This window comes from Streptomyces sp. NPDC001443 (assembly GCF_053597355.1).
In genome coordinates this window covers 1-22,756 of the sequence record NZ_JBSFIA010000040.1, presented here as the reverse complement: position 1 = coordinate 22,756, position 22,756 = coordinate 1, and the positions used below count along the sequence as shown (strand labels likewise).

At 68.2% G+C, this 22,756-nt stretch carries 22 protein-coding genes and 2 pseudogenes; 10 read left to right on the top strand and 14 right to left on the bottom strand.

The genetic code is table 11. The features are described from left to right. The first annotated feature begins 166 nt into the window (after window positions 1–166). From ACWC24_RS32675 to ACWC24_RS32645, 7 genes are all read left to right on the top strand, one after another. Window positions 167–1,747, top strand: a complete 1,581-nt coding sequence (locus tag ACWC24_RS32675) for a molybdopterin-dependent oxidoreductase (RefSeq protein ID WP_450666515.1) — start codon at window positions 167–169, stop codon at window positions 1,745–1,747. Window positions 1,748–1,851: 104 nt separating this feature from the next. Beyond that, on the top strand, window positions 1,852–2,514 hold the full coding sequence (locus ACWC24_RS32670; RefSeq protein WP_450666514.1) for a fasciclin domain-containing protein: 663 nt from the start codon (window positions 1,852–1,854) through the stop codon (window positions 2,512–2,514). A gap of 211 nt (window positions 2,515–2,725) precedes the next feature. Beyond that, window positions 2,726–4,036 (top strand): NAD(P)/FAD-dependent oxidoreductase, encoded by a 1,311-nt coding sequence (locus ACWC24_RS32665; RefSeq protein ID WP_450666513.1) that lies wholly within the window; start codon window positions 2,726–2,728, stop codon window positions 4,034–4,036. Next, window positions 4,033–4,794, top strand: coding sequence for a DUF1365 domain-containing protein (locus ACWC24_RS32660; protein WP_450666512.1), 762 nt, complete (start codon window positions 4,033–4,035; stop codon window positions 4,792–4,794). The genes ACWC24_RS32665 and ACWC24_RS32660 overlap by 4 nt, the downstream gene beginning before the upstream one ends. After that, complete coding sequence (locus ACWC24_RS32655; RefSeq protein ID WP_450666511.1) at window positions 4,791–6,077, top strand: class I SAM-dependent methyltransferase; 1,287 nt, start codon at window positions 4,791–4,793, stop codon at window positions 6,075–6,077. Before ACWC24_RS32660 ends, ACWC24_RS32655 begins: the two co-directional genes overlap by 4 nt. Further along, entirely contained in the window at window positions 6,074–7,390 is a 1,317-nt protein-coding gene (locus ACWC24_RS32650) for a class I SAM-dependent methyltransferase (protein ID WP_450666510.1), read from the top strand. Before ACWC24_RS32655 ends, ACWC24_RS32650 begins: the two co-directional genes overlap by 4 nt. Then, window positions 7,387–8,193, top strand: coding sequence for a DUF1295 domain-containing protein (locus ACWC24_RS32645; protein WP_450666509.1), 807 nt, complete (start codon window positions 7,387–7,389; stop codon window positions 8,191–8,193). Before ACWC24_RS32650 ends, ACWC24_RS32645 begins: the two co-directional genes overlap by 4 nt. 43 nt (window positions 8,194–8,236) lie before the next feature. On the opposite strand, the gene ACWC24_RS32640 is transcribed toward ACWC24_RS32645, so the two are convergent. The 11 genes and pseudogenes from ACWC24_RS32640 to ACWC24_RS32590 all read right to left on the bottom strand — a co-directional run bounded on the left by ACWC24_RS32640 (window position 8,237) and on the right by ACWC24_RS32590 (window position 17,357). After that, window positions 8,237–8,986, bottom strand: a complete 750-nt coding sequence (locus ACWC24_RS32640; RefSeq protein WP_450666508.1) for an anti-sigma factor — start codon at window positions 8,984–8,986, stop codon at window positions 8,237–8,239. Then, window positions 8,983–9,567, bottom strand: a complete 585-nt coding sequence (locus tag ACWC24_RS32635) for a sigma-70 family RNA polymerase sigma factor (protein WP_450666507.1) — start codon at window positions 9,565–9,567, stop codon at window positions 8,983–8,985. The genes ACWC24_RS32640 and ACWC24_RS32635 overlap by 4 nt, the downstream gene beginning before the upstream one ends. 742 nt (window positions 9,568–10,309) lie before the next feature. After that, window positions 10,310–10,813: a TspO/MBR family protein gene (locus tag ACWC24_RS32630; protein ID WP_450666506.1), complete on the bottom strand. Its 504-nt coding sequence runs from the start codon at window positions 10,811–10,813 to the stop codon at window positions 10,310–10,312. After that, window positions 10,810–11,196 (bottom strand): hypothetical protein, encoded by a 387-nt coding sequence (locus tag ACWC24_RS32625; protein ID WP_450666575.1) that lies wholly within the window; start codon window positions 11,194–11,196, stop codon window positions 10,810–10,812. Before ACWC24_RS32625 ends, ACWC24_RS32630 begins: the two co-directional genes overlap by 4 nt. Before the next feature lie 43 nt (window positions 11,197–11,239). Further along, window positions 11,240–11,437: pseudogene (locus tag ACWC24_RS32620) on the bottom strand (DUF427 domain-containing protein); the annotation flags it as partial. A 109-nt stretch (window positions 11,438–11,546) separates the two neighbouring features. Beyond that, entirely contained in the window at window positions 11,547–11,729 is a 183-nt protein-coding gene (locus ACWC24_RS32615) for a hypothetical protein (RefSeq protein ID WP_450666505.1), read from the bottom strand. Between the two features lie 419 nt (window positions 11,730–12,148). Further along, on the bottom strand, window positions 12,149–13,444 hold the full coding sequence (locus ACWC24_RS32610) for a cyanophycinase (protein WP_450666504.1): 1,296 nt from the start codon (window positions 13,442–13,444) through the stop codon (window positions 12,149–12,151). A 46-nt stretch (window positions 13,445–13,490) separates the two neighbouring features. After that, on the bottom strand, window positions 13,491–14,699 hold the full coding sequence (locus ACWC24_RS32605) for a M20 family metallopeptidase (protein ID WP_450666503.1): 1,209 nt from the start codon (window positions 14,697–14,699) through the stop codon (window positions 13,491–13,493). Next, window positions 14,696–15,448 carry an amino acid ABC transporter ATP-binding protein gene (locus ACWC24_RS32600; protein ID WP_450666574.1) on the bottom strand — a complete coding sequence of 251 codons (753 nt, stop codon included), beginning with the start codon at window positions 15,446–15,448 and terminating at the stop codon, window positions 14,696–14,698. Before ACWC24_RS32600 ends, ACWC24_RS32605 begins: the two co-directional genes overlap by 4 nt. A gap of 8 nt (window positions 15,449–15,456) precedes the next feature. After that, window positions 15,457–16,314, bottom strand: a complete 858-nt coding sequence (locus ACWC24_RS32595) for an amino acid ABC transporter permease (protein WP_450666502.1) — start codon at window positions 16,312–16,314, stop codon at window positions 15,457–15,459. 107 nt (window positions 16,315–16,421) lie between these two features. Continuing rightward, a complete protein-coding gene (locus ACWC24_RS32590; protein WP_450666501.1) occupies window positions 16,422–17,357 on the bottom strand; it encodes an ABC transporter substrate-binding protein in 936 nt (311 codons plus the stop codon). Window positions 17,358–17,689: 332 nt separating this feature from the next. Here ACWC24_RS32590 and ACWC24_RS32585 point away from each other — a divergent pair, with 332 nt between their 5' ends. Next, window positions 17,690–18,727, top strand: coding sequence for a hypothetical protein (locus ACWC24_RS32585; protein WP_450666500.1), 1,038 nt, complete (start codon window positions 17,690–17,692; stop codon window positions 18,725–18,727). A 688-nt stretch (window positions 18,728–19,415) separates the two neighbouring features. Here the strand turns inward: ACWC24_RS32585 and ACWC24_RS32580 are convergent. Beyond that, window positions 19,416–20,171: a DUF4142 domain-containing protein gene (locus ACWC24_RS32580; RefSeq protein ID WP_450666499.1), complete on the bottom strand. Its 756-nt coding sequence runs from the start codon at window positions 20,169–20,171 to the stop codon at window positions 19,416–19,418. A gap of 220 nt (window positions 20,172–20,391) precedes the next feature. Next, window positions 20,392–21,142: pseudogene (locus ACWC24_RS32575) on the bottom strand (IS5/IS1182 family transposase). 248 nt (window positions 21,143–21,390) lie between these two features. On the opposite strand from ACWC24_RS32575, the gene ACWC24_RS32570 reads away from it, so the two are divergent. Further along, a complete protein-coding gene (locus tag ACWC24_RS32570) occupies window positions 21,391–21,570 on the top strand; it encodes a DUF6480 family protein (protein WP_450666498.1) in 180 nt (59 codons plus the stop codon). Window positions 21,571–21,849: 279 nt separating this feature from the next. Here ACWC24_RS32570 and ACWC24_RS32565 read toward each other — a convergent pair whose 3' ends face one another. After that, on the bottom strand, window positions 21,850–22,374 hold the full coding sequence (locus ACWC24_RS32565; protein ID WP_450666497.1) for a winged helix-turn-helix transcriptional regulator: 525 nt from the start codon (window positions 22,372–22,374) through the stop codon (window positions 21,850–21,852). Window positions 22,375–22,473: 99 nt separating this feature from the next. Between ACWC24_RS32565 and ACWC24_RS32560 the strand changes: the two genes are divergently transcribed. After that, window positions 22,474–22,689: a monooxygenase family protein gene (locus tag ACWC24_RS32560; protein WP_450666496.1), complete on the top strand. Its 216-nt coding sequence runs from the start codon at window positions 22,474–22,476 to the stop codon at window positions 22,687–22,689. Window positions 22,690–22,756 lie beyond the last annotated feature (67 nt).

The following is a 22,756-nucleotide window of genomic DNA, read 5'->3' as shown; positions in this document are numbered from 1 at the left end:
TCGGTGCCCAACTGGGTAATCCGTAACGGAATGCGGCGTGGATTGGTCCGGGATCTTTTTTCACCTGATCAGGTCTGGGGCCAATCCGTCCGGCGGGCAGAACCGGATTCCCCCCGTGAGGGACGAAAAGAAGGATCAGCGAGGACAGCCGGGTTGGCCCCGTGTGATGCTGGGGGCGCTGAGCGGGGTGCTGGCCGGCTTCGCCGCGCTGGCAGTGGCCGAACTGGTCGCCGCATCGCTGCGGCCGCAGTCCAGTCCGGTCATCGCGGTGGGCGGGGCGTCCATCGACGCAACGCCCCCTGCGGTCAAGGACTGGGCGATCCGCCACTTCGGCACGAACGACAAGCTCGTACTGCAGCTCGGCATCCTCGCCGTCCTGACCGTGCTGGCTTTGGCGTTGGGTGCGCTGGCGGTGCGGTCTCGGCGGGTCGGAGCCGCCGGTGTCCTTCTCTTCGGAGTCGTCGGCGCGGCGGCCGCCGTCGGCCGACCCGACTCCACCGGCTTTACGGACGCACTCCCGTCCGTGCTCGGGGCCATCGCAGGAGCGCTGCTCTTGTACACGCTGGCGGGCCGCCTGACCACGGTGAGGTGGTCACCAGCATCGACACCCGGGTCTGAGGCCGATGGTGCGGGAGTCGGTCTGCCTGCATCCGTCGGATGGGATCGGCGGGGATTCGTCCTCGCGGCCGCGTCCGCGGCAGCGGCCTCCGCCGCTGTGAGCGCGGTCGGCCGGTCCCTGAACGCCTCGCGCGGCCAGGGCGCGGTCACATCCCGTAAGAAGCTCGTGCTTCCTTCTCCTGGGTCACCGGCACAGCCAATCCCCAAGAGGGCCGGGCTGCGTGTCCCCGGCATCAGTCCCTTCGTCACCCCCAACTCTGATTTCTACCGGGTGGACACCGCGCTGGTGGTGCCCAAGGTGGACGCCACCACCTGGCGGCTGCGCATCCACGGCAAGGGCGTACGCCGCCCCGGCACCTACTCCTTCGACGACCTGCTGCGCAGGGAGCTGATCGAGCGGGACATCACCCTGACCTGTGTCTCCAACGAAGTCGGCGGCCCCTATGCGGGCAACGCCCGCTGGATCGGGGTACGGCTGGCCGACCTGCTCACCGAGTGCGGCATCGAGCCTCCGTCCCGGGGAGGTGCGGCGGACCAGCTGGTGTCCCGGTCGGTGGACGGCATGACGATCGGCAGCCCGGTCGAGGACCTGATGGACGGCCGCGACGCGATGCTGGCCCTCGGCATGAACGGCGAGCCGCTGCCCTTCGACCACGGCTTTCCGGTCCGGATGGTCGTCCCGGGCCTATACGGATTCGTTTCGGCCTGCAAGTGGATCGGGGACATCGAGCTCACCACCTTCGACTCCTACGACCCGTACTGGGTCAAACGGGGCTGGGCCCGCAGGGCCCCGATCAAGACCGAGTCGCGGATCGACACCCCCAAGCCCTTCGCCCGGCCGAAAGCCGGCACGGTGATGGTGGCCGGGGTCGCCTGGGCACAGCACCGGGGCATCGACAAGGTCGAGGTCCGCATCGACGACGGCCCCTGGCAAGAAGCCGATCCGGCCGCCGAGGACACCCGCGACACCTGGCGCCAGTGGTCCCTGCCCTGGCAGGCCACCAAAGGAAGCCACACCCTCACCGTCCGCGCCACCGACCGCACCGGCACCGTGCAGACCGATAAACGCGCTCGCACGATCCCCGACGGTGCCAGCGGCTGGCACTCCGTGGTCGTGACCGTCGACTGACCACCACCCGCCCCATCACGAGGGCCCCGTGCCCTTTCCGAACCACCGTTTCGCAACACCCGAACGCAACCGCATCAGGCTGCACCTTTCAACAGGAGAACATGATGAACACCCGTATCCGCCGTACCGCCGGTTTCTTCGCCGCGGCCGCCGTCCTCCCCTTGGCTCTGACCGCCTGCTCCAGCGGCAGCAGCGACTCGGGCAAGTCCGACTCCTCGAACAAGGCGTCGGCTCCTGCCACCAAGAGCAGCGACGACATGGGCGGCTCGACGGCGTCCGCGAGCAGCATGGACCAGCCGTTCGGCGCGGCCTGTTCCGCCGTGCCGAAGAATGGTGCCGGCTCCTTCGACGGCATGGCCGAGGACCCGGTCGCCACCGCTGCCTCCAACAACCCGGCCCTGTCCACGCTGGTTTCGGCGGTGAAGAAGGCCGGCCTGGTCGACACGCTCAACAACGCGCAGAACATCACTGTGTTCGCGCCTACCAACGACGCCTTCAAGAAGATCCCGAAGGCCACCCTGGACACGGTCCTGAACGACAAGGCGATGCTGACGAAGATCCTCACCTACCACGTCGTCGGCCAGAAGCTCACCCCCAAGGACCTGGAGAACGGCTCCTTCGCGACCTTGGAGAAGTCGAAGGTCATGACCTCCGGCTCGGGCGAGTCCTACAGGGTCAACGACTCTGCCAAGGTCGTCTGCGGCAACGTCAAGACCGCCAACGCCAACGTCTACATCATCGACACCGTCCTGATGCCCAAGAGCTGACACCACCACGAGCCGAGGACGCACGCCTGCCCGGTCGCCATGACGGGAGCGACTCGGGCGGCGCGCGTCCTCCTACCGGGGCATCCGCCAGCCACCCCACCGGCAGGGGCCGGGCGGGTGCCCCTCGTCAGAGGACTGGTCCGCAGACCTCAAGGCCTGCATACCAGCCCTCTGAGCTTGCCGTTCACCCGTCGGGGAGGGAGAAAACACCATGGAACGACCGTCCGAGGCGACCCCGAGCGGGCAGGTCACCCGCGCGGAGAGCCTGCGCCGTACGGCCGTCATCGGCAGCGGAGTAGCGGGGCTGACCGCCGCACACATTTTGAGCAAAGCCCATGACGTGACCCTGTACGAGGCCGACGGCCGGCTCGGCGGCCACGCCCACACTCACGCTCTGACCGCGTCCGACGGACGTACGCATCGCGTCGACTCCGGTTTCATCGTGCACAACCGCCGCACCTACCCGAACCTGCTTCGCCTCTTCCGCGAACTCGGCGTCGCCACGCAGGAGTCGGAGATGAGCATGTCCGTGCGGTGCGAGGGCTGCGATCTGGAATACGCCGGTGCCCGTGGCCTTCGCGGACTGCTGGCCCAGCCGCGCAACACCCTACGCGGGCCGTACCTGCGCATGCTGGCCGAGGTGCCGCGCTTTCATCGGGCCGCCCGGCGCCTCCTTGCCACGGGCGCCGACGACACGCTGACGCTTGGCGCTTTCCTGGACCGGGCCGGGTTCGCGTCGTACTTTCGGGCGCACTTCGTGACGCCGGTGGTGTCCGCGGTGTGGTCGTGTGATGCGCAGACGGCCCTGAGGTATCCGGCGGCCCATCTGTTCCGCTTCCTCGCCCACCACGGCATGCTCTCGGTGACCGGGTCACCGGTGTGGCGAACCGTCACCGGCGGCTCGGGAACGTACGTCGACCTGATCGCGTCCGGCCTGCACGAGGTGCGCGCCGGCACCCCTGTACGGTCCGTGCTCCGGCACACGGACGGCGTGGACGTAACCGCCGACGACGGGACCACCGCCTCCTACGACCATGTCGTCCTCGCCACCCACCCCGATCAGGCACTGCGGCTGCTCACCGACGCAACCCCGGACGAGAAGGAGGTCCTCGGCGCCTTCCGCTACTCCCGCAACGCCACCCTGTTGCACACCGACACCTCGCTGCTGCCGCGGGCGAGCGGGGCCCGCGCCTCCTGGAACTATCTGATGCCTGACTGCCGGGCCGGGGCTGACCGGGTGCGGGTGAGCTACGACATGAACCGGCTGCAACGCCTCGACGCCGAGCAGACGTACGTCGTCACCCTCGGCGGTCAGGACCGCGTCGACCCCGCACGGGTGCTGGCCCGCATGACCTACGAACACCCCGTGTACACGCCCGAGTCGGTCGCCGCCCAGCGCCGTCTGCCGGAACTGAACACGGCCCTCACCGCGTTCGCGGGCGCCTACCACGGCTGGGGGTTCCACGAGGACGGCTGCCGCAGCGGCGTCGAGGCCGCCGCCGCCCTGGGGGTGCGCTGGTGACCGCTGCGTCAGCCCCGCGGCCGGCACGGTCGGGGACACCTGCCCTGTACCCGTGCACGATCACCCACGCGCGCCGGGCACCCCAGCGTTACACCCTGCGACACCGCACCTACCTGTGGCTGGTCGACGTCGACGACCTGCCCGTGCTACCGCGTCCGCTCCGGCCGCTCGCCCGCTTTCGCCCCCGCGACCACTTCACGGGGCGTGCCCCGTCGATCAGGGCCGCGCTGGACGGCTTCCTCGGCGAGCACGGCATCGACCTGCGCGGTGGCCAAGTGCTGATGCTCGGCCACGCCCGGATCCTGGGGCACGTCTTCAACCCGCTGACTCTCTACTGGTGTCACGGCCGCGAGGGCGCGCTGCGGTGTGTGGTGGCGGAGGTCCACAACACTTACGGCGAGCGCCATGCCTACCTGTTGCATACCGACATGGCCGGCACTGCCACGGTCGGCAAGGACTTCTACGTGTCGCCGTTCAATCCGGTGGACGGCCGCTACGAGATGCGGCTTCCACCGCCCGGTGAGCGCTTGCGTCTGTCGATACAGCTGCAGCGGCCCGGCAGCCCGCCCTTCACGGCAGCTGTTCACGGCACGCGCCGCGAGGCAACCGCCCCGGCTCTGCTGCGCGTGGCCCTGCGCCACCCCTGGTCGACCCTCAGAGTGTCGGCCGCCATCCGCTTCCACGGTATCCGCCTGTTTCTGCGGGGTCTGCCGGTGCAGCCGCGCCCAGGCCGCCGCACCCCGGAGAGTGCGTCATGACCCAAGTCGAACCTTGCCCCGCTGCCCGCCACCGCCCCAACGGTCATCGAACCGCACACGTCGATTCCGACCGCTGGCCCGATGTCGCCGCCGTGCCCAGGGCGTCCTGGCCGGTTCGGGCCGTCACCCAGGGTGTACTGGAACGCGCCCTGCGGCGACTGCCCCTGCGCGTTCGGTTCGCCGACGGCACCCCCCTCGGCCTGGGCGGCCCGCTGATAGAGGTGCGAAACCCGGAGGCGTTCCGTGCCCGCATCGGCACCCGGGGGCTCATCGGTTTCGGTGAGTCGTACATGGCCGTCGAGTGGGACGCCCCGGACCTGGTCGGCGCGCTCACCGTGCTCGCTGCCCACGCCGCCGACCTGATCCCGCCCCGGCTGCAGCGGTTGCGCGGCCTGTGGGCGCAACGTCAGCCCCCCGCACAGCGCAATACACCGGACGGGTCGCGCAGCAACATCAGCCGCCACTACGACCTGTCCAACGACCTGTTCGCGCTGTTCCTCGACGAGACACTCACCTACTCCGCCGCTGTGTTCCGGGGCTTTCCCGCGGACTGGTCACTGCTTGTTGCGGCCCAGCACCGCAAGATCGACCGCTTGCTCGACCTGGCCGGCGTCCGCGAGGGCACCCGCCTGCTGGAGATCGGCACCGGCTGGGGCGAACTCGCCCTGCGGGCCGCCGGACGCGGCGCGCAGGTCACCTCCGTCACCCTGTCGAAGGAGCAGCGTGAGCTGGCGCTGCACCGCGTACGCGAGGCCGGGTACGTCGATCGCGTGTCGATCGAGCTGTGTGACTACCGCGAGGCCCGCGGCACGTACGACGCGATCGTCAGTGTGGAGATGATCGAGGCCGTCGGCGCCGAGTTCTGGCCCGTCTACTTCCGCACCCTCGACGAGCGCATGGCGCCGGGCGGCCGGGCGGCACTGCAGGCCATCACCATGCCGCACGAACGGATGCTGGCCAGCCGTGACACCCACACGTGGATCCAGAAGTACATCTTCCCCGGCGGCCTGATCCCCTCCACACACGCCATCGAACAAACGGTCCGTGAGCACACGGACCTGGACGTGGCCGCCCGGGACAGCTTCGGCGCGCACTACGCCGAAACGCTGAGGCTGTGGCGGGAGCGGTTCACCGACCAGGCCGACGAGGTCGCTGCCCTCGGCTTTGACGAGACCTTTTGCCGTCTGTGGACCTTCTACCTGGCCTACTCCGAGGCCGGCTTCCGATCCGGCTACCTCGACGTCCAGCACTACCTGTTCACCAAAGAGAGGTCGGCGCGATGACGACCACCCGCACCCCCGCTCGTACCGGCGCTGCGCACCGGCTCGCCGCCCTCGCCGAGGACGCGCTCGGCGGGCCGCTGCCGGTGCGGCTGCGCACCTGGGACGGCAGCGAGACGGGACCCGCCGATGCTCCCGTGGTCGTCGTGCGTTCCCGGCGCGCGCTGCGCCGCCTGCTGTGGCAGCCCGGTCAACTCGGCCTTGCTCAGGCTTACGTCACCGGTGAACTCGAGGTGGAGGGCGATCTGGCTCAGGGGCTGCGCGCCATGTGGGCCGCCGTGCGGGAGCGGGGCCTGCACGCGCCCCGGCTTTCCCCGGCCGCCTGGAGTCGCGCCGTTGCCGAGGCGGTGCGGCTCGGCGCCGTCGGCCCGCGCCCGCCCGCCCCCACCACTCAGGCACGGCTGCGCGGCGGCCTGCACAGCAAGGCCCGCGACCGCGCAGCGATCAGCCATCACTACGACCTGTCCAATGACTTCTACCGTCTGCTGCTCGACGAGACGATGGCGTACTCCTGCGGCTACTGGACGTACGAGAAGCCCGAGGCCAGCCCGGCCGAGGCGCAACGCGCCAAGCTGGAGCTGATCTGCCGCAAGCTCGCTCTCGTGCCCGGAGCCCGGCTGCTGGACATCGGCTGCGGCTGGGGGGCACTGACCCTGTACGCGGCGGAGGAACACAAGGCACAGGTCACCGCCGTCACCCTGGCCCGGGAGCAGGCCGTGTACGTGCGTGAGCAGGTCCGCGAGCGGCGGCTGGAGCACCGGGTGGAGGTGGTGTGCCAGGACTACCGGGACATCACCGGCTCCGCCTACGACGCCGTCGCCACCATCGAGATGGGCGAGCACGTCGGAGACGACGAATACCCCGCCTTCACCGCCGCCCTGCACCGGCTGGTCCGCCCCCAGGGACGCGTGCTGGTCCAGCAGATGTCCCGCGGTGCGACCGCGCCAGGCGGGGGTGCGTTCATCGAGGCGTACATCGCCCCGGACATGCACATGCGGCCGATGGGGGAGACCGTCGGGCTGCTCGAAGCGGCCGGCCTCGAGGTCCGCTCGGTGGAGTCGCTGCGCGAGCACTACGTGCGCACCATCAACGCCTGGCACCACACGCTAGAGGACCGCTGGGCGGACTTCGTCCGGCTGGTGGGGGAGGAGACGGCCCGCGTGTGGCGGCTGTACCTGGTCGGCGGGGCCCTGGCTTTTGAAGAGCGGCGCATGGGGGTTGACCAGTTCCTCGCCGTACGCCCAGGGGGCACGGGTGGCAGTGGTCTGACCGGGGCGGAATCGGCCAGCTGGTACCGGCATCTGGAGCAGCGGTGACTGCGTTCGCCTGGGACGGGTTCGCTGCCAACCTTGTATGGGCGGCGCTGACCGCCGCGATGGTCATGCTCGGCACCTTCGCCATCGCCCTCAACCTGAACATGCACCGTGTCGTCGACATTGTTTGGGGGCTGACTTTTGCCGCGGTGGCCGTGGTGACATTCGGTCTCTCGGCGGGCCACGGCGATCCCGCCCGGCGCCTGCTGGTCACGGGTCTCACCGTGGTGTGGGGGCTGCGAATCGCGGTCCACATCGCGCGCCGGGGCAGCGGCCACGGCGAGGACCCGCGCTACGAGGCCATGCTGACCCGCGCCCGGGGCGACCGGAACCTGTACGCCCTACGGATGATCTACCTGCTGCAAGGGTTACTGGTGTGGCTGGTGTCGCTGCCGGTGCAGGCAGCTCAGTACACGCCGCGGCCGCTGTCACTCCTGGCCTTCGTCGGCACGGCCGCCTGGGCGGTCGGGCTGTTTTTCGAGGCCGTCGGCGATGCCCAGCTGGCCCGCTTCAAGGCGGACCCTGCCAACCGGGGCCGCATCATGGACCGAGGACTGTGGCGCCTGACCCGGCATCCCAACTACTTCGGGGACTTCCTGGTGTGGTGGGGACTGTTCCTCGTCGCATGCGGCGGATGGCAGGCCGCCGCGTTGTCCGTCATCTCACCGCTGGTGATGAGCGTGCTACTGATCAACGGGAGCGGGAAACGGCTGCTGGAACGTCACATGGCCGGCCGTCCCGGCTGGGACGCGTACGCAGCCCGCACCAGCGGTTTCTTTCCCCGTCCACCGCGCCGACACTCATAGCCGCGTGGGAGTCCGCCCCACAGACGGGCTCCCACGCGCACCCTCACGCCGGCACGCCGAGCAGGGCGACCGGCGCCTGGGTCGGCTGCTTCGATCCACCGGCCGGCTCCACCGTGATGCCGACCCCGGAGGCGCCGTCGACCGCTCCTTGCATCAGCACGGTTTGGCTGCTGCGCTCAGGGTCCATCAGGCCGGCCGAGCGCATCTTCCCGCCATCGGCAAACCACAGCTGATATACCTTGCCCGGCGGCGGCGTCGGCATCTTGGACGCCACGAACACGGCCCGGTCCCGGCTGGCGGAGACCACCAGCGTGCCCGCGCCACCCGCCACCTTCGCCGAACGCGACTTGGCATCGGGCGCGGCCAGCACCCCCGCCAGGTCCTCGGCGTGCCGCTGCACCTGGGCTGCCTCGTGCCGAGCGTCCTGGGCACGCTCGTACTGCCACACCGCCGTGCCGCCGAACGCGGCCGCGGCGGCCACACTCGCCGCCAGGGCCCACCGGGCCGGGCCCCCACCGCGCAGCGCACCAAGGCGTACTCGCTTCAGCGGTGCGGCACCCGGCGGAACCTGCCGCACGGTTGTGATCCGCTGAAGTACCTCCTCCCGCATGACGGGGCGCGTGCGCACCGTGGAAGCCAGGGCCAGACGCCCGGCCGTGGCCGTGAACTCGGCGACCTCCTGTCGGCAGGCATCGCACCCGGCGAGGTGACGCTCGAAGACGGCACGCTCCTCCCCGTGCAGCGCGTGTACAGCGTAGGCGCCGGTCAACGCATGCAGATCGGTCGTGGTCATGCGGTCACCCCCAGGCAGTCGCGGAGCCGGATGAGCCCGTCACGCAGCCGGGTCTTGACCGTACCCAGCGGCAGGGCCAGTGCCTCGGCGACCTCCCGGTAGGTCAGCCCGCGGTAGTAGGCAAGAGTGACCGACTGACGCTGCAGCTCGGTCAGGGTGCGCAGGCATCGCCTCACCTGCTCCTGCTCCAGCCGGGTCTCGACTTGCTCGGTCACCGCGTCGTAGGCCGGCTGATGATCGAGCAGCGCGGCCTTGGTGTCACGGGCCGCCGCGGCCTCAACCGAGCGGACTCGGTCCACGGCCCGCCGGTGGGCGAGGGTGAGGATCCAGTTGATGGCCGTCCCCCGCTCGGGCCGGTAGCGCGGGGCCGTGCGCCACACCTCCACCAGCACCTCCTGGGCCACCTCCTCCGACTGCGCCTGATCACGCAGAACGGCCCGGGCGACCCCGAGAACGGAGCCGGCCACGGCGTCGTATACCGCGGCGAAAGCCTCCTGATCACCCAGCGCGACCTCATGGAGCAGCTGTTGCAGATCAGGTTTGGCAGTTGGATTACTGCCGATATATACAGGTTCCTTCACAATGGCTCTCCCATGGGTGCAGCGGGGCGGAACAGCCCTGTGTAATCCGGGGCCGCGTGAGCTGAGGATTGGTCGCCTACCCGCATCGGCGACAGGGCGCGTCGGCGTCGTGCCGGGCACTTCTCCGAGTCGAGCGCCAACAGCCACGTGCGGGTCGGCTTCGCGCATCGGCTGAAGCGACTTGCCCAGGGCCAAAGACGTCGAGCCGTGTGCACCGCCACGCCCAACGGGCCCGGCACCGGGGCCGTTCCGTGCGATGCGTACTGGTCAGATCGGCCCCTGGGACCTGGCTGACTATGGGCGACTACAGCGACAGCATCACCGTGCGTGTGGCATCCGACCGGCTCTTCTCCTGTTCGTCGGACGTGCAGAATCTGCCTGCCTGCATGCCGCGGCTGACTGACGTGCAACAGCACGAGGGCGGCAAGAGCCTGGAGTGGGGCGCTCCAGGCCCTCACGACTACCGCGGCCGGCTGCACGTGGAGGATGGCGAACAAGGGGAACCCGCCTGCTTGGCATCGACTTGCACACCGACCGCACCGAGGGCCGGCAAGTCGACCAGGGCCTTCGGGAGGCACTCGAAGGTATCAGTCAGGCCGTGGAGAACGCCGAGCACTGAGCGGCTTCAATCGCAACCCCGCGACGGTGTCCCCTCGGCGGATCAGTGCTTCCGTTTGCGGCGTGTGTCGTCCGGAGTGCAGAACGGCAGCAGGGTCATCTGTGTCGGCCTGCCGGCGATGGCTCAGCGGTTGTGATGGGCGATGGAGGCATTCAGAGCGGTGGCGAAGGCGCACCATGCGCTGTACGGCCACAGAGCACGGCCCGCCATCTTGTCGGCCCGTGCGATCCGGCGGGCCAGGTCGGCGTTGCTGAGGTCGAGCAAGGCCGTGCCGGCCAGCCCGGCTCGGGGGTTGCGCAGGCCGAAGAACAGCCAGTTCCAGCCGGCGTTCAACGTCAGGTTCATCCCGAAACTGGTAGCGATCTGCACGCGTTCTCGGCCGTGGGTCCGGGTGAGCGCCCGTCCGCCGGCGAAGGCGAGGCAGGCGTAAAGAGGTGTCCACACCACGCCGAACGCCCACGACGGCGGCTGCCACACGGGCTTGCGCAGTGCCCGGTACCAGGTGCTTCCCGGATCGACCGCCGTCGAACCCGCTACCGCGGCCACGGCCACAGCGCCGGCGGCCCCGGCATACCACCGCCACCCTTGCTCGCCCCGGTGGTCATGCCCGTCGCTGATCAGTCTCATGCCGAAGTCTCTTCCCCGCCGCGCCCGACCGTTAGCGCCCACTGGTCACCAGAATGCCGATGACATGGACGTCGGAAAACGCGGCGAGCTGCTTGCGGAGGCGAGCCGGCGGCCGCTGCCCCGGGGCAGTGTGGCAGAGGCGCCTGGGCGTTGGTCCGGTCACCAGTGGTGGGTGTGGGCTCCTCCCTTGAAGGGGCCACGGACCTCGGGGGTGATCCAGCCTCCGTAGAAGTCGCCTTGCTGGGGCTGCACCGTGTAGCCGTCGACGCTGCAGCGGTCGACTCTCCCGGCGCGTAGAAGGCGACGTGGTTTCTGAGGTCTTCGTAGGGCGGCCGCGGGTCGGGGTAGCTCCATGCGGCGAGGGCGCGAAGGTGGGATCCCACCAGGATGTGCCAAGTAGTCAGCGCTGCCTTTCCACTCGCACCAGGTGTGGTGGGAGGCAGACCGCAGCAGGTCTGTGCGCACGTCGGTCGGGGGCACGTAGAACACCGGCGGGTGGCTGGTCTCCATGATCTTCCAAGCACGGGTCGTATCGGCGAGGATCTCGCCCGCGCACTCGACGACGATCCGTCTCGGGTCGTGGCGCAGAGCAGGCGGTCGCGGATAGTCCCACACCGACTCCATCGGCATGGTCTCGTGCGATGGCATAAAGACTCCTCCTTCACCATTCGTACCTCGTCGCTCCCGTCACCTCAGCCGAATGCTGCCCCGGCTGCTGGCGCAGCAGCGTCTCCTACGCGCGGGACGTCGCAGCCGCCGCAGTGGCAGCCGCCAGTCGGTCGGGCGTGACGTCGTAGGCGGGGGCGGCCCATTCCTCCCACGACAGCCAGCAGCCTCTGCGTTGGCTGTAGCGGGAGTGGGCACTGCGGCCGACGTTCCCGGTGCTCTCGATCAGTCGATAGGTTTCCTGGGCCATGCCCAGAACGTCGGCCTGTCCCGCCGCGCCTGCGGCGAGATCCACGGCGCCGAGCGGTCCGCCGCCTGCGCCGGGCCGCCCGTCCTTCTCGCCGCATCGGGTGTCAGCGGCCTGGAGGCAGTCCCGACCGACAAATCCGGGCCCTACCGGAAGAGTTGCGCCTGGAGGTTGGCCCTGGCTGGCGGTCTTGGCGCGGTCGGCGAACTTACCTTGCGTCGGACGGCTGGAGATCAATGGCATTGTTGAACGCTTCGACCGCAGTCTGCTCGACGAATGGGCCTACCCGCGGCCCTGCGTCGGCAACGACGAGCGGAGCGCGGCACTCGGGGGCATCTGTCATGCCCGTAACTACCCTTGCTGCCACGCTGCACTCGGCGGCCAGCTGTCGATCAGCCGAGTGAGGCGAGCAAGGCCGCGCGTCAGTACAGCTCGTGCGGCATGACAGTGATCTGTATGTCGACCAGGCTCGGCGCGCCTGCGCCTTCGGCAGCCCACATGGTGAAAGCTCGGCTCTTGGCGAGCTGTACGACGAACTGTGGATTGTGCTCGTACGTGGCGGCAGTTGCTGTCTGCTGGACCCGGCTTGCGGCCAGGGCCCGGGCCGTGGTGCGCAGCGAGTAGGGCGTGCCGTCAGGGTCGGCGGGCGAGTAGAAGACGTCGTTGTTGGGCGGGACGGGCGTGGTGGTGTCGGGACGCAGGGGGTTCTTGCCCGGGCCGGGGTGGGCGTGCCAGGTGCGTGGACTGTAGCGGTCTCCGTCGGTGAGATAGCTGTACCGTGCGGCGCGCAGGGACCATCCGGGGGCAGTCTGGTCGGTCTGTGCGTTACGAAGGTCGAGGATGGCGACGCCATTGGGTCCCGCGACGGTCATGGACTCGTTCCGGCCTCCTGGATCGTCGACGATGAGGGCAGTGTTCTCTTCGAGTGCGTAGACGCGGTCGTGGCCCGTGTCTGCGGCGAGCCGCAGTGCGCGTCCTTCGCGGCCGGAGGTTCCGGTGTGGGTGTCGATGAGGCCTGAGTTGAGGAATCCGAATCCGCCCTCGGGCAGGTAGCCGAGTCGGTTCGGGTCGTCGAAGTATCCCGGTGTGCTGCCGTCACGGAGTGCCTGGTAGCTCTCTCCGCCGGTGACCATGTCGGCGCCGGCTGCGATCTGTGCGCCGGCTGATGAGCCGGCGACGACGGCGCCGTGGCGGAGCTTGTTCCTGATGGCTGCAAGCGCCTTGCTGTCGGTGTGGGCGGCGCCGTGCAGCAGGGTGGTGATGTAGCGGTACTGGTCGCCCCCTCCGAAGAAGAAGCCGGTCATGTGGTTGATCTGGTCGACGACCCGGCTGTCGTCGGCGGCCGCGATGTGGTCGAGGTCGATGGGGATCCATTGGGCGTCCGCCGCTCCGTGCTGTTTGAACAGGTCGGCGTAGTAGGCGCCGTTGCACGCGGAGTTGCTGCACCGGTCGGGGTCGGCCGCATCCGGGTCCTGGCTCTCGGGTACGGATGCCGCGGTCAGGACGCCAATGCGTGCCTGGCCGCCCCCCGCCCGCTTGATGATCTCGCCGTAGACCTGGTCGTTGTCGGCTCTCAGGCCGCCTCCCACCAGGACGAGGGATCCGCTCGCGGCTGACGGACGGTCGGCAGGGTGGGCGGTCTGGGCGGTCAGGGCGAGGACGCAGGAGATTCCTGCGGCGATGAAGGCGCTTCGGCGGGTGGTCGGTCGAGGGGTCATCGTGCCTCCCGGGGTGATGGATTTCGTAGGGTCGGATCCTGTGTGTTCATGGGCGGGTGCCGACGGCGGCGATGAGTGAGGCGAGGAGCGCCGTCCGCGGTGCGACGGTGGTCGTGTCGAGCCATTCTTCGGGGGTGTGGTCCGCTCCACCCACCGGGCCGAGGCCGTCGAGGACGGGGATGCCTGTGCCGGCGATGAGGTTGGCGTCGCCGACACCGCCGGTTGCTGCCGCGCCTACGCGGACGCCGAGTGCGGCTGCTGCGGCCTGGGCGTGTTCGAACAGCTGCCGTGCTTCTGGTGTGCTCTCCATGGGCGGGCAGAGGTCGAGCTGCTCGACCTGGACGACTGTGCCCGGTACGTAGGGGTGGGCCGCCATCTGGTGCAGTGCCGCCGTGATGCGATGGAGATCCGCGGTGGTGGCGGCCCGCACCTCTACATGAAGTTCGGCCTCGGCCGGGACGATGTTGGTGCGGTTCCCCGCCCGCAGAACCCCCACGTTCACGGTGGTGTTCGTCCCGCGTTTGTTCAGCTTCTGGAGTTCCAGCGTGAGGTGGGCGGCGGTGAGTGCCGCGCTGGCCCCGCGTTCGGGTTCGATTCCTGCGTGGGCCGGCTTGCCGATGACCGTGAAGCGGAAGTCTGCGACGCCCTTGCGGGAGATCACCAGGTCTCCGTTTTCGCGGGCGCATTCCAGGGCCAGTGCCACGTCCGCTGTGCGGGCGGTGGCCTCGGTGATGCGGCGGCTTCCAGGTGAGCCGATCTCTTCGTCGGGTGTCGCGAGGAACACCAGTTGCGCATAGTCCGTGATGCCGTGGGCCGCGAGGATCTCGACTGCGGCCAGCCCGGCCAGCAGGCCGCCCTTGTCGTCGCTGACACCGGGACCGTGGGCGAGATGACCCTGTACACGGAAGGGACGCTCGGCGGCGGCGCCGTCCTCGAAGACGGTGTCCATGTGGCCGGCGAGCAGGATCCTGCTGCCCCCTTGGTGCTCGGGTCGGGAACCGTTCTTGCGGCCGATGAGCACGTCCCCCACTGCCGCACCGCGGCACGGGTCCGGGCTCTGGCGTTCGACGGTGAATCCGAGCAGGTGCAGTCGTCGCTGCACCCAGTCGGCCACGCGGTTGACACCGTCACGGTTGTGGGACCCGGAGTCGATGGCGACGAGATCGGCCAGGTCGCTGAGGTAGTCGGCCATACGTGCCTGGGCGAGGGCGAGCATCTGTTCAGGCCGGGCCGTGGGCCGTGCGGGCGCGCTCACAGGACCTTGGACAGGAAAGCCCGGGTGCGTTCCTGCTCCGGATCGCTCAGCACCGTGCGCGGGTCGCCCGCCTCGACGACGACGCCTTGGTCGATGAAGACGGCCGTGTCGGCGACCTCACGCGCGAAGCCGATCTCGTGCGTGACGACGATCATGGTCATGCCGTCTTCCGCGAGCCGGCGCATGACGTCGAGGACGTCGCCGACGAGCTCGGGGTCGAGGGCCGAGGTGGGTTCGTCGAAGAGCATCAGTTTCGGGCGCATGGCCAGCGCCCGGGCGATGGCGACGCGCTGCTGCTGCCCCCCGGACAGCTGGGACGGGTAGTGGTGCGCCCGGTCCGCGAGCCCGACCTGCCTGAGCAGGGCGTGAGCGTGTTCACGGGCCTCGGCCCTGCCGGTTCGGCGTACCTTGACGGGCGCTTCGGCGATGTTGTCGAGGGCGGTCATGTGGGGGAAGAGGTTGAAGCGCTGGAAGACCATGCCGATGTCGCGGCGGCGGTCGGCGACTTCCTTCTCCCGCAGTTCGTGCAGCGCGTTTCCGTTCCTGCGGTAGCCCACGAGTTCGCCGTCCACGGTCAGCAGGCCGCCGTCGATCTTCTCGAGGTGGTTGATGCAGCGCAGGAAGGTGGACTTGCCCGAGCCGGAGGGGCCCAGGAGGCAGCAGACCTGGCCGTGCCGGACGGTGAGGTCGATGCCCTTGAGGACCTCCAGCTTGCCGAAGTGCTTGCGCACGCCTTCGGCTTGGACCATGGGGTGGTTCATCGGACGGCGTCCTTGCTGTCGGCCCTGTTGAACAGTCCGGCCGTCGAGCCGAGCAGCCGCTGGAAGGGGGAGGATGTCGCGGGGTGACCGCTGCCGCGGCCGTATCTGCGCTCGAGCCAGGCCTGCGGAATGCTCAGCACGGTGACCAGTGCCAGGTACCAGAGACTGGCGACGACGAGCATGGGGATGACCTGATAGTTCTGGGCGTACACGTCCTGGATGTTGGACATCAGGTCGTGAGCGGAGATCACCGAGACGAGAGCGGTCATCTTCAGCATGTTGATGGTCTCGTTGCCCATAGGCGGGATGATCACGCGCATGGCCTGCGGCAGTACGATGCGGCGCATCGTCAGTGCCGGGCGCATGCCGAGGGAATGGGCGGCTTCGCTCTGGCCGGCATCGACGGACTGGATGCCGGCGCGGACGATCTCCGATGCGTAGGCGGCCTCGTTGAGTCCGAGGGCGAGCAGGGCGGCGACGGCCGGCGTGAGCAGGCTGTTGGTGTCCGTCTGGATGAAGGTGACGTCGGTGAAAGGGATGCCGATCTTGACGTACTTGTACAGGGCGGCGGCATAGCCCCAGAAGATGATCTGCACCAGCAGCGGTGTTCCGCGGAAGATCCAGACGAAGAATGTGGCGAGGCTGTACAGCACGGGGCTCGACGACAGTCTCATCACCGCGATCAGCGTGCCGATGGTCAGCCCGATGGCCATGGCTGCCGCGGTGAGCCACAGGGTGGTCGCTAGGCCGTCGAAGACGAGTCCTTGGAAGAGGTAGTTGCCTACGACGTCCCAGTGGAGGTTGTCGTTCTTGGCCAGGGAACCGATCAGTCCCGCGAGGGCTGCAAGGGCCACGGCGGAGCCGGCCCACCTGCCCCAGTGTCGGACAGGTACGACGTGAAGGGCGTCGGAGCCGGAGCGTGCCCCGGCGGTGTCGCGCATGGTCGAGGTGTGCGTCACGGTCAGTCGACCGCCGCGTTCTTCGTGGCCTGCTCGACGGCGATCGAGGCGACGCCGTACTTGTCGTAGATCTTCTTGAGCGTTCCTTCGTCGATGAGTTGCTGAAGGGCACTCTGAATGGCCGCGGTCAGGGCGGGGAGCTTCTTGGACACGGCGATGCCGTTCGGCGAGGCGTTGTAGCCACCGGGCGCGGCTGGGTCCTCCACCAGGTCGAAGGCGGCGCCGTTGTCGGCGGTCTTCGCCACCCATCCGGCGGCCGGCTTGGTCAGGACCTGGGCCACGACCTTGCCCGAGCGCAGCGCCAGCTGCGCGTCGGAGTCCTTGGGGTAGGTCTGGATGTCCATCTTGCTGCTGCCGCAGGAGCCTTGGTGGTCCTGGAGGAGCTTGAGCTGGTTGGTGGCGGCCTGCACGGCGACCTTCTTGCCGCAGAGGTCGTCGAGCGTGGTGATCTTCTGCGGGTTGCCCTCGGCGACCAAGAGGCCGGAGCCGGACTGCGAGTAGTCGACGAAGTCGACCACCTGCTGCCGCTTGCGGTTGTCGGTGAGAGCCGACATCGCGGCTTCGAACTTGCCCGCCTGAATGGCGGGGACGAGACCGTCGAACTTCTGCGGGGTGAAGGTGAACTTCACTCCGAGCTTCGCCCCCAGTGCCTGGCCGAGATCGTAGTCGAGGCCCGTCATGTCGTGACTGCCCTCCTTGACGTACATCTCGAACGGCGGGTAGGGGATGTCGGTCGCCACCCGGACGGTCCCGGATCGCAGGATTTCCTCGGGCAGCGCATCGTGGAGCTTCTTGTCCTGCTTGATCTGAACGCCGGCAACCGTGGCCGGCCCCGCGGGTGCGGCGTCCGCACGGTCTTCTTGGCAGCCGGCCAGTGCGGACATCAGTGCCGCGCCCGTCGCGCAGGCGACAGCGGACCTAATCAGGCGTGAGTTCATGCCCTCGAACCTCTCAGGATGGTTACCGACGCACAGTTCCGTCGGTCGACAGCCCAGGAAGTTACAGATTGACCAGCATGTTGGCTAGATCTATCAGACGTTACATTCCAGTAACGCGACCATCAGTCCAGCGAGCCACCCAGATTTGTACTGAAAAAACCATCTAGAAAGTAGCGAAACGACCACCACTCCGACTGATCGGTCTTACATCTATACGGTTCGAGGGGGAATCTGTACCATCCGTTCGCACATGGTTCATCTCTGAATCAGTCCTCAGCTCCCCGGCGGTCCAGCCGCCCTCACCCCCTGGAGCGCGCATGCCCCCAACCCCTATGCGCCGCCTGGTCCGTTGGTCGCTCGCCGCGGCTATGGCGGCCGGTGCCGTCACCGCCGTGGCACCCCCGGCCGACGCCGCCGCGAGCCGCATCCGTCTGGGAAGCACCTCGGATGTGACCCGCCCCGCGTGGAACGGACCCGCTTTCACCATGAACGGCTCCGGAAGCGTGGTGATCAGCTCGATGACCGGCGCCCTCGACGACATCCGGGGCGGATCGGGCTCGCTCGACGTGGTGGTACTCGCCGGATCAGCCCCGAGTTCAGGAAGCAAGACCCCGGAGTGCGACACGATCATGACGCTCTCCGGCGTCAACTCCTGCACCACCTGGACGCTGACGGCCGCAAGCGACGGCAACAACGCACAAGTCAACGCCGACATACGCAACGCGGAGTTCGTCTACTTCGCCGGTGGCGACCAGTGCCGCTACGCGGCGTGGAAGGGCACATCCCTCGAAGCGTCCGTGGAATTGGTGGTGGCCAAGGGCGGCGGCTCCGGAGGAGGCAGCGCAGGCCTGCACATCAACAGCCCTCTCGTGTACGACGCCTGCAAGGGCAGCGTCACCAGCTCCGAGGCGCTCGCCAACCCCTACAACCGCTACATCACTTTCACCACCGGCATGTTCGCCTGGCCGAACTACCAGAACGTCATCAACGACTCGCACTTCGTGACACGCGACCGGATGGGTCGCACCATGGCCTTCGTGGCCCGCGCCATCAAGGACGGGCTCACGAGCAACGGGTCGGCATGGGGTGTCGGGATCGAAGAGGGCGGATCCCTCCTCATCGGTGCCGACGGCCACAGCACGCTCTACGGCAAGGACGCTTATGTCGTCCTTGGCGATCACCAGCCCGAGCAGGCGAGCGCTGGCACTCCTTTGACCTTCCGGGACTACAAGATCTGGCATCTGTCGCCCGGTGACACCTACGACTTCGCTCACCGTCCGACCTGCGGCTATTACCTGCGCAGCGTCGTCAGCGGAACTGCCGACGCCAACCTTTACAGCGGCACACCGCAGACCTCTTGCGCGACATAGTCAGACGGCCGCCTCGCCGAAAGTGAACCCACGGCAGTGCCGGGTCGGGCAACACACGGCTGCCCTCGCTTCCCCGACCGGCCTGGCCTGCCTGGGTGCCCAGCGGGTGGGGGCGTCCCCGCCGGCCCGGCCGTGACGACGAGGAGCTCTTCGTCCGACAAGCCACCACCCGCCTGCCCAAGATCGGACAGTCCTGGAGCAGCTGATTGCTGACCAACCTTGCCGTGAACACCTGTGCGAAGTCCACGGCCGGATCATCTGCCTGGGATGCGTTGTATGCCCTGCTCGCCTGTGCGGCACGGGGGCCGGCAGTGCCGCACAGGCGAGCAGGGCGCCGCTTCGACCGGATAGGGCCGGACGGCTGCGGCAAGGGTGCGCATGCGGCGATCCGCCGGCTGCTCTTGCGGCCCGGCCGAGCAGCCCTCCGATTCAGTCGCGTATCCGACGCCGGCCTCTTGTCCTGGGAGATTGGACGTGAACCTGCAGCAGAGTGCGTCGGGTTCGAGGTCCCGGTGTGCCCCGGTACATCGTGGATCACAGACTGCTCATCGCGCCGTCTTGCACGCGGAGCGCGGACACGCCGGCAGGGCTGCCCGTTCAAAGCCGCCCTGTGACACCCCAACTGACCATGACGCTCTCGACGACTTCTCTGAACAGGACAGATCGTGGAGCGTTGCTGGAGCACTAGCTAGCCCACGGTCGGGCTGGAGTCGGCGAGTGCCGCACTCCTTCCGGTCCCGCTGTTACCGTCGGCGATGGCGTCGATGGCCACCGGTGTGGAAGTGGCGGTCGGCGGCGGGGTGAGCACCACTGTCGGCTGCCCAAAGACCGGCGGCGGCGGGGTCACATCGGTCGCGGGCAGTTTCGGCGGAGTGGTCTGCTGGAAGAGGGTCTGGTCGAAGTCGACCAGACCGGTCTTCTCCATCACGGTAATGTGGTCCAGGACGGTGTCGTTGGCTTGGTCGGCCAGGGCGCGTACCAGAGTGTTCTTGGTGGTGGAGCGGATCTTTGCCACGGTGTTGAAGATGGAACCGTGTGTCATCCGCAGGATGTTGGCGAAGTCGCTGTCGAACTTCGCGCCGCTGTCCGCCTTCAGCGTGTTCACGAAGCCCTCCTGCTGAGGGCTCGCAATATTTGGCAACGTGATGTTCAGCATCGGCGCGATCTTGCGGCAGGTGGTGTCGAGCGCGGCGTGCCCGTCGATGAGGTGCTGGCTTGCGGTGATGACCGCCTTCGAATTGCCTTGCTGCAGACCGATCTGACCGACCGGGTATTCCCACAGCCCAGCCGCCCGCACCTTGACTACGAAATCACGGTCACTCTCGGTAAGCGGGCCCCACTGGGTCTGGGCGATGACCCGGTCCGTTGAGCTGGAGGTTGTATTCAGTCCGAACATGCTCGGGTAGACGAGCGCCGCGAGGGTCAGGCTGAGAGTGCCGCCCACGAAGATCGCTAGCATTGAATGTGGCGAAGCGCGCACTGTGTCTCCTGCTGGTCGTGGGTTTTGCTCGAGGGCGGCCCGGCCGCACAGCGGTACGGATGTGGCAGGGAAACGACTCATCGGTCGGTGAAAATTTCAGACCAGAGATCTTCAACAACCGAGTTTGAGCAGTTGGAGGTTGAATCCGATTCTGGCGATGAGTCCTTTCGCTGGCGCAGGAACGCTACGGCAGCCGCTTCGGCCGCGCCGTCAGTAGCGCGGTGAGCCGGTCGGTGCTGCGTTTGGTGAGGCTGGCCGGCGACCGCGTGAGCTGCCACCACGCCGCCGACTGGGTCGAGCAGGGGAGCATCCGGCGGCAGCTTGATGGAGGTCCGTCGTAACCGGGTGGTGAGCCCTTGTCCCTCAGGCGTGCGTACCGGCGCAGCATCTTCGAACCGATCCCTGCCGGGCGGGTGGCCCTGGTTCGCCCAGCAGGTGATGCCGGCCTCGGCGAGAGCGTCGATGATGCCGTGCCCGCGTGCCGCCCGAATGTCGTGGACGGCACGGCCAGGGCCGGTGAAGCCCGCAGGAGGCGTCCCTTCGGATCGGCTGTGACCTGCACGTTCATGCCGGGTTTCCTGTGCTTGCCTGAGCGCAGGGGACGGTCGGCGGCGGTCCGGTCGATCGGCAGAGGCGTTTCGTCCAGGATCACAGAGGCCTTCATCGATGCGGCCCCTACGGCTTCGGCGAGTGCGGGGCGAGGGCGGCCAGGAGCTCGACGGCTTCGGTGGCGTACCGGTATACGAGGGTGGCGCCGATCCCGAAACCGGCCGCGGGCTGGACACAGGACTGGCCGTCGCAGAGGTGGGAGAGGGTGGGCAGGGCCTGTCGGCCCGCGCTCAGGCTCGCCATCGGGTGCCTGCAGCAGGATCACGCGTGGTCACCGCTCCCGACGTTGTTCTCAAAGCCGAACTGCAGGTTTGCCACATGTGCATCCTGCGGGGGACGTACTCGCGAAGGTAAGGCGAGTGGGGCGCCCGACGCGCGCACTATCCGAGAGTAAGGAGATTCCGCCTTCACCGGTTCAGCCCGCATGCGCGGGTGCCCAGATGCCGACCCAAGGACCTGGCCGAGAGGCTCGGGCGGGTTGGCGGTCAGGACGATCGGCCATCCGAGGATCGAAGCGGGAAGGGAGCGCCCCTTCTCCCCAGGTGTTCCTCGCCATATGAAAGCGGCATGTGCCATGACTGAACCACTTCATCGGCCCACGGAGACCCCGCCCGTTGAGGGATCAACGGCTGAAGCCCACCCGGAACGCCCGGATGGCGGCATCTGGGAGCATCCGTATCTCTGGCTGGGTTTGATCGTTCTTGGGGCGTTGCTGTTTGCCGCGTTCTTCATCGCGCGAATCGTCGACCTCTGAAAGTCCAGCCGAATCCCGGAGGGCGCCGGTCGTGCGCGGCGGGTCGGTCCACGTGCGGGCGGTGCCCGGGCAGGTCGGCGTGCGGGACCCGCGCATCCGGCGAGCGCAGCGCTCCGACACCGGGTGCCGGGACGCAAGACTGCTCAGGGCGGCGATGGCCTGGCAGTCGAGGTGATCAGTAGGTCTCAGGTGACAGCGTGAGCCGCAAGCCGAACGTCGTGATCGACACGATCGGCCTTCTCCCGACGGTACTGCTTACTGCGGCCGGCGCCAGGTTGCTCATGACTCGACAGCAGCGCTTCCAGTCCGAGCCACGGGAGGAAGCGGCCTCTCGGCGCAGTCGCCGTGGTCCTTGCGGAGACCAGGTCCGGAGCGCGTCATCACTTCGCCGGGCTCCACCTGCGACGCGCAGGCGGAGCAGAAGAACCGGCCCGACACCGCGCCCCCGCAGGGGTGGTGGAGCAGGACCCGTGGCGGCCCCTCTGCCTCGGGATAGTGGGTGTCCCCCCACCACATCAGGTGGGCGATGACCGGTGTCAGACCCATCCCTTTGTCGGTGAGCAGGTACTCGGATCGGTTGGGGCCATTCTGGTAGACCCGTTTTTCCAGGACGCCTTCGTCCACGAGGTGGTGCAGGCGGTTCGACAGGACGGTCCTGGTGATCCCGAGGCTGGAGACAAGATCATCGAATCGGTGAATTCCCAGCAGAATGTCACGCACGATGAGCAGGCTCCAGCGCTCGCCGACCACTTCGAGTGACCGCGCTACCGAGCATGTCTGGTCTGAGAAATCCTTGCCCAGCATGAGCGTCAGTCTAGCCACCTGAGTCGCATGATGCGACTGCTCTGAGTAGAGTGGGTTGCATGAAGCGACTCATAGTCGGCCAATATCTGGGAGGCTGAGATGAGTGAGCGCAAAACCCGATATGCGGCAGCCATTCCTGATCGGCAGAGTCATTCCGGACTGGTCCTGTTTCACGTGGGAATGAGAATAAACCGCTTGCGTGCCACGAAGCAGTGGGGAAGCGTTCTCTTGGCCATGTTCCGGATGCTTCGCGAGCTCGAGGAGCATCCGGAACTGGGCATGCTGGGCAGGATCGCGTCCCGTGGAGTGGTGTAGCCGTGTAGGGGTCCGGAATGCGCGGGTGTCTGCCGGGGGCGCACATCCGTCAGAGGTGCATGCTCCC